The sequence below is a fragment of the Anaerotignum sp. genome (genome assembly GCF_031981185.1).
GTDB lineage: Bacteria > Bacillota > Clostridia > Lachnospirales > Anaerotignaceae > Chakrabartyella.
The window spans coordinates 48,618-53,185 of sequence record NZ_DALYUL010000001.1 but is presented as its reverse complement, the minus strand read 5'-3'; the positions used below and the strand labels follow the sequence as shown (position 1 = coordinate 53,185).

At 40.5% G+C, this 4,568-nt stretch carries 5 protein-coding genes; 3 read left to right on the top strand and 2 right to left on the bottom strand.

Annotated elements, in window-relative coordinates; genetic code table 11:
* Positions 1-197 precede the first annotated feature (197 nt).
* Both udk and RTK36_RS00230 read left to right on the top strand, forming a co-directional pair.
* Positions 198-812, top strand: coding sequence for a uridine kinase (gene udk, locus RTK36_RS00235; protein ID WP_312043404.1), 615 nt, complete (start codon positions 198-200; stop codon positions 810-812).
* 11 nt (positions 813-823) lie between these two features.
* Entirely contained in the window at positions 824-1,009 is a 186-nt protein-coding gene (locus RTK36_RS00230; protein ID WP_312043126.1) for a hypothetical protein, read from the top strand.
* A 137-nt stretch (positions 1,010-1,146) separates the two neighbouring features.
* On the opposite strand, the gene RTK36_RS00225 is transcribed toward RTK36_RS00230, so the two are convergent.
* Together RTK36_RS00225 and RTK36_RS00220 are read right to left on the bottom strand one after the other, a co-directional pair.
* Positions 1,147-1,524 carry a type II toxin-antitoxin system PemK/MazF family toxin gene (locus tag RTK36_RS00225; protein WP_066052583.1) on the bottom strand — a complete coding sequence of 126 codons (378 nt, stop codon included), beginning with the start codon at positions 1,522-1,524 and terminating at the stop codon, positions 1,147-1,149.
* Positions 1,525-1,635: 111 nt separating this feature from the next.
* Positions 1,636-2,262 (bottom strand): LolA family protein, encoded by a 627-nt coding sequence (locus RTK36_RS00220; protein WP_312043123.1) that lies wholly within the window; start codon positions 2,260-2,262, stop codon positions 1,636-1,638.
* A 407-nt stretch (positions 2,263-2,669) separates the two neighbouring features.
* Between RTK36_RS00220 and RTK36_RS00215 the strand changes: the two genes are divergently transcribed.
* Positions 2,670-4,568: phosphodiester glycosidase family protein (locus RTK36_RS00215; RefSeq protein WP_312043121.1), on the top strand; the 1,899-nt coding region annotated here is incomplete at its 3' end.

The following is a 4,568-nucleotide window of genomic DNA, read 5'->3' as shown; positions in this document are numbered from 1 at the left end:
ACAGGACAGCATGACACTTACACAAGGATTCAAGTGAAGAATGAAGGGATTGGTGCCGATCTAGTTTCCTTTTTTGAAGATGCAAAGGTGGAGGTAGCGCCCAATGAGATTGGTGCAAATGCCGATATTAAAATAATATTGGGGACAAAGGAACAGTAGGGGAAACGAAAGGGGAGGCAAAATCAGTGGATGAGATAATGATTATCGGTATTGCTGGTGGAACGGGCAGCGGAAAAACGACGCTGACCAACAGACTTAAGGAACGCTTTGGCGATGATGTAACAGTTGTATATCATGATAATTATTACAAACGTCATGACGAAATGTCCTATGAAGAGCGCAGCTTATTAAATTACGACCACCCTGATGCTTTTGATACTCAGCTTATGATTGAGCATATTCAAAAACTTAGACAAGGCATTCAGATTGAGTGCCCGATTTATGATTTTGCTGACCACAACCGTTCTGCTGAAACCATGGTGATTCAACCTACAAAAGTGATTGTAATAGAAGGAATTTTAATCTTTGAGAATGAATTTTTACGTAATCTCATGGATATTAAAATTTTTGTGGACACCGATGCAGATGTAAGAATTTTACGGCGTATTTTGCGGGACGTGCAGGAGCGGGGGAGAAGTTTGGATTCCGTAGTTTCTCAGTATCTTACAACGGTTAAGCCGATGCACGAGCAGTTTGTTGAACCCAGCAAACGCTCATCAGATATTATTGTGTTGGAAGGTGGCAATAATGTGGTGGCTCTGGATATATTAATCCAGAGGATACATAACCATGTGTGTGGAACCATGATTTAAGGGGAAAGCGTATGAATTGGTTTGATTTATTCAAAAAGGCTTTTGGAACTGGGATACTTTCCACAATAGTCTATCATGGCACACTTCTGATGATTGGTCAGACGATTACGTTAAAAAACGTAATCTTATTTACTGTTGTTTTCATAGGATTATATTTTTTGTGGCTTTTATTGGCTTCCAAAGGGAGAAAGGGCTAATTAGATATTTATGAAGGGACGATAGTCATCCTTTTCTGAAAAAGAGCAATGATATTAGTGTTTCTAATCATTGCTCTTTTTTTATTGGATATTAGAACAAGGCGGCTTCTCTGAATGGAAGCCGCCTTGTGTTCTTCTTATTCATTTGAAACCCCTTTATGTTGCGAAGCTTGCTGTAAACCAAGACTGACCAATAAGCTTTGATTTACCCGCTGCATCATTTCCGTGTCCAAGCGGCATACTTTCTCTTTCAGCCTTTGCTTATCAATGGTGCGGATTTGCTCTAATAAAATGACAGAATCCTTAGGTAAATCATATTCCGCGGCGGATAGGGGGATGTGTGTTGGAAGCTTTGCTTTATTCATCTGCGATGTGATGGCGGCACAGATGACAGTGGGGCTATATTTATTGCCTACATCGTTTTGTATGATTAATACAGGGCGTATTCCCCCTTGTTCACTGCCCACAACAGGGCTTAGGTCTGCAAAAAAAATGTCTCCTCTTCTAACGATCATAGGCTCACGCTCCGCTGAAAAATTCATCAGGCAGCAGCGGCATAGAAATATGTAATGTTAAAATTTAGCTTCTGTCCTGACTGCTACCATTATTGCCACGAAATAGAGCCTTTATTCCTTAATTTGAAAAAGATTTTCTTCGAAGTCAGGATTATAAACAAATTCGTCATAGTCCAAACGATAACGCTCCTGACCTTGGCTGTCATATAAAACAAGCCGTTTTGGTAAATAGGTTTCACGATCTACCCAAAGTTTTTCTGAAGATAAAGCTCCATCGGTACCAGGAATTACGGCTTCCATTACAATACATTTGGAATCATCCAAGGCGGCTGCTTCCACACCTACTCCTTCAGACTGCATATAGTTTTTAATAAACTGCCCTAAAAATAATTCGTTTCTGTGCTGGGAAGCAGGAACATCTTTTACCAGTTGATTATTTAGCCTGGGATTATACTGGCAAATTTTTTGGCCGTCAAATATCGTATAGTTACCAGCCACGTTTTCGGGCGAGGTCAATTCTAGACGATATTCCCCTGTTGATTTGGCGTATTGCTTCGTGCCATAGGTGGTTTCCCCCTTGTTAGAGATGCGGGTGAGGGAAGCGGTACAGTAATACCCATCCATTTCGTTTAGTTGCTTTTGTATTGTCTCCAGTTCTGATAAAGGCTCTTCTTTTTTGCATCCGCCAAGGCCAAAAAGAAGGAGCAAACTAAGACAAACGGCTACTGCTTTCTTCATATTATAAATACCTCCTAATTCGTATCAGTATTATTTTATGAAAAGGACAAATTTTCTATGAGAAGAAGGATGTCAAAAAGAAGATATACCTTTACAAATTCGGAAATAGCAAGTGAAAGAGGCGGAAAAGTCAGATGAAAAACCAAATATGCGCTGTTTTCAATTTTCAAAAGGGAGGTTTTTTGGCCTGTGAAAAAAAGAAATGAGGCCAATTGGAAGCATTATACTGAAATGTTACATATATATTAAATTTTTAGAATTAAGAAGAAATCCATGAGGAAAAGTGCTAGAATGATAGTCGTAAGTTGGCAGATTACGTCTTTTTTGGGAAATCTCCTAAAAAAATTTGGGAACAAAAACCAGAAGAGTACGTCTAAATAGGTAATTACGCAAAAAGGAGATTGGAAATGAAGTATCAATTAGGAAAAATGAGACGACTGATGGGCGCCCTACTAGCAGCGGCACTGACCGTTTCGGTTACCACCACATGGGTTTTTGGTGCCACTACATATTATGATCAAAAAACAGAGCAGACGGTAACACGGGGGGTTGTATATGAAAAAAGCAGCCGTATGACCGATGCGGGAATTCAGAATTTGCATGTTTTAAAAGTAGACTTAACGGAAAGTACACTGGAATTTAAGGAAGTGGAAAGTACTGTTGAGTATGGATTAAAGGAAACAGTGAAAAAGCTTTTGACTGATAATGGAGCTCTTGCCGGCGTGAATTCCGACTTTTTTGGGATGTCCGGTAGCTATTCTGCACCTTTTGGAGCAGTCATGAGGGACGGTGAAGTTGTTTCAGCAGGTACTTCCTTAAATCATGATGGGGATTTATATTCATCCTTTTTTATGGATGAAAACAATAATCCCTTTTTCGATTATTTTAAAATGACTGCAACCTTTGCCAATAGTCAAAAGACAATTGAGCTTGCTTCTATGAACAAAGTAACTGCTATGGTCTATCCTATTTATTTTGACAAACAGGCTGCGAAAAGTACAGCAGACGTGGATAAACGTTTTCCAGAGCTTGTAAAATTTGTGGTGGAAGGCGATACCATTACTTATATTTCACAACCGGGTGAAACTGTTGCGGTACCAGAAGATGGATACTTGATTATAATGAGCAAGGATTATCGGAATAATGCAGCATATGAATTTCAGGTGAATGACGCTATCACAATGAATATTAACAGTTCTGTTGATTTTGAAAATAAGGAATTTGCTTTTGGTGGTGGCGGAAAGCTTCTGATTGATGGAGCTGAGGCACCTGCTACAGCGATTGTAGCAAAAGGGCGTCAGCCCAGAACGGCATTTGGTATTTCTCAAGACGGAAAAACTGCTATTTTTATGGTGGTTGATGGTCGTGGTGACAGCGTTGGGGTAACCCATAGCGAAATGGCCAACTATATGAGAGAATATGGTGCATATAATGCTATGCACTTAGATGGCGGCGGCTCCTCAACAATGGCAGTAAAAACAGTGGAAGATTCAGCGGTAACGGTGAAGAACACGGTTTCTGACGGTTCCGAAAGAAAGGTAATTAATGCGGTAGGTGTTTTCCAGAATGCACAGGCAGGCGAAATAGAGAAAATCGCCATTACCCCATCCTTGGTGCGCACCCTTCCCAATAAGACCATGACATTTAAAGTTTATGGCTTAGATGAATATTACAATCGAATCGAAATTCCCGCAAACGAGGTTACCATGCAAGCAGTTGGCGTGGAAGGCACTTGGAATGGTTATGATTTTATTCCTTCTCAAAAGGGCACGTTTGAAGTTACCGCCACTTATAAGGACATGACGGCTTCTCAAACTGGGGTTGTTTCAGCAACAACAAGCAAATTGAAGCCTGCTTCTAACAGCATAAAGCTGAACAAGGCAGGAGAAACAGCTACCATCGCCATGCAGGTAGTTGATACGGATGGTTTCAGCCATTGGGTATCCACGACTACAAATTACGAGGTGGCAGACGCTTCTATTGGTACGATGAAGTCCAATATTTTTACAGCAACAAAAGCGGGTTCAACATATATTAAATGTACCAGAGATGGGCAAACTGATTATATCTCAGTGACCATTGGGGACTGCAAAGCGGTGACAATGCCAAATGCTACCACAGCAGTGGATCCTTTGCAAAAGAAGATTACAAAGGAAAATGACGGTGCTTTTTACTTGAATATTTCAGGCACTGTGGCTTATAACGGCACAGAAAATATTAATGATACCACTTATGCAGATGTGAGAACAAAGGTAAGAAATACCGTGGATTCCAACGCAGAGGTGGCAATTTACGGAGGCACAAGC

Coding starts and splice junctions, on each gene's coding strand:
- RTK36_RS00225 (WP_066052583.1), bottom strand. CDS start 1,524: ATGATCGTTAGAAGAGGAGACATTTTTTTTGCAGACCTAAGCCCTGTT.
- RTK36_RS00220 (WP_312043123.1), bottom strand. CDS start 2,262: ATGAAGAAAGCAGTAGCCGTTTGTCTTAGTTTGCTCCTTCTTTTTGGC.
- RTK36_RS00230 (WP_312043126.1), top strand. CDS start 824: ATGAATTGGTTTGATTTATTCAAAAAGGCTTTTGGAACTGGGATACTT.
- udk (WP_312043404.1), top strand. CDS start 198: ATGATTATCGGTATTGCTGGTGGAACGGGCAGCGGAAAAACGACGCTG.